Genomic DNA, 1661 nt, shown 5'->3' on the forward strand with positions numbered 1-1661 from the left:
GAGCAGCGGTGGACTGTATTCGAGTGAGAATGCCGGAATAAGTAGCGAGAATTATGTGGGAATCATAATGGCCGAAAATCTAAGGTTTCTTGGGGAAGGTTCGTCCGCCCAAGGTAAGCCGGGAGCTAAGGCGAGGCCGCGAGGCGTAGTCGATGCACATACGGTAGAAATTCCGTAGCCGCCGAACTTTAAGCACGCTGACACTTTGGAATAGAGGGACCCGGGCGTTGGTTGACCCGGGCGAAAGGGACCGAAACTATAGTAGGGAAGTCCTCGATGTCCAGAGGCGAGAAAAGGCGTGAGGTATACTAAGGCGCCCGTACCGCAAACCGACACAGGTAGATGAGGAGAGAATCCTAAGGCCAACGGGAGAAGGGTTGTTAAGGAACTCGGCAAATTGGCCCCGTAACTTCGGGATAAGGGGCGCCTCCTACGGGAGGCCGCAGTGAAAAGGCCCAAGCAACTGTTTACCAAAAACACAGGTCTATGCTAAATCGAAAGATGACGTATATGGGCTGACGCCTGCCCGGTGCTGGAAGGTTAAGAGGAGAGCTTAGCCGCAAGGCGAAGGTTTGAATTGAAGCCCCAGTAAACGGCGGCCGTAACTATAACGGTCCTAAGGTAGCGAAATTCCTTGTCAGGTAAGTTCTGACCCGCACGAATGGCGTAATGATTTGGGCACTGTCTCGACAGCCCACCCGGCGAAATTGTTGTACTGGTGAAGAAGCCAGTTACCCGCAACTAGACGGAAAGACCCCATGGAGCTTTACTGTAGCTTAATACTGGAAATCGGTAAATCATGTACAGGATAGGTGGGAGGCTTGGAAGCCTGGGCGTCAGCTCAGGTGGAGCCGTCCTTGGGATACCACCCTTGATTTGCTGGTTTTCTAACCTGCGGCCCTGAATCGGGTCGGGGGACACTGTTAGGTGGGCAGTTTGACTGGGGCGGTCGCCTCCAAAAAGGTAACGGAGGCGCTCAAAGGTTCGTTCAGCACGGACGGAAATCGTGCAGTGAGTGTAAACGCAAAAACGAGCCTAACTGCGACACCGACGGGTGGAGCAGTAACGAAAGTTGGAGTTAGTGATCCGGCGGTATGCAAGTGGAAGTGCCGTCGCTCAACGGATAAAAGCTACCCTGGGGATAACAGGCTGATCTCCCCCAAGCGTCCACAGCGACGGGGAGGTTTGGCACCTCGATGTCGGCTCGTCGCATCCTGGGGCTGAATTCGGTCCCAAGGGTTTGGCTGTTCGCCAATTAAAGCGGCACGCGAGCTGGGTTCAGAACGTCGTGAGACAGTTCGGTCCCTATCTGTTGCGGGCGTAAGAGATTTGAAGGGAGCTGTCCTTAGTACGAGAGGACCGGGATGGACGTACCTCTGGTGCACCAGTTGTCCTGCCAAGGGCATAGCTGGGTAGCTATGTACGGACGAGATAAACGCTGAAAGCATCTAAGCGTGAAACTCCCCCTAAGATGAGATCTCTCACTCTTCATGAGGTAAGGCTCGATGTAGACTACATCGTTGATAGGCCGGAGGTGGAAGTGTGGTAACACATGCAGCTGACCGGTACTAATAAGCCGAGGGCTTGACCTTAACAAGAAGCAATGCAGGCGCTTGCGGAGTGTGAAATCAACTACATTGTTCGGTTTTGAGGGTGCAGGA

1 rRNA gene is annotated in these 1661 nt (G+C 53.7%); it reads left to right on the forward strand.

Annotated features, from left to right (window positions below):
* Window positions 1-1592 (forward strand): 23S ribosomal RNA (locus tag ACTNBZ_RS14275); the annotation flags it as partial.
* Window positions 1593-1661 lie beyond the last annotated feature (69 nt).

Source organism: Pseudoflavonifractor sp. HCP28S3_F10, from assembly GCF_052065415.1.
In the GTDB taxonomy this organism is placed as follows: Bacteria; Bacillota; Clostridia; order Oscillospirales; family Oscillospiraceae; genus Pseudoflavonifractor_A.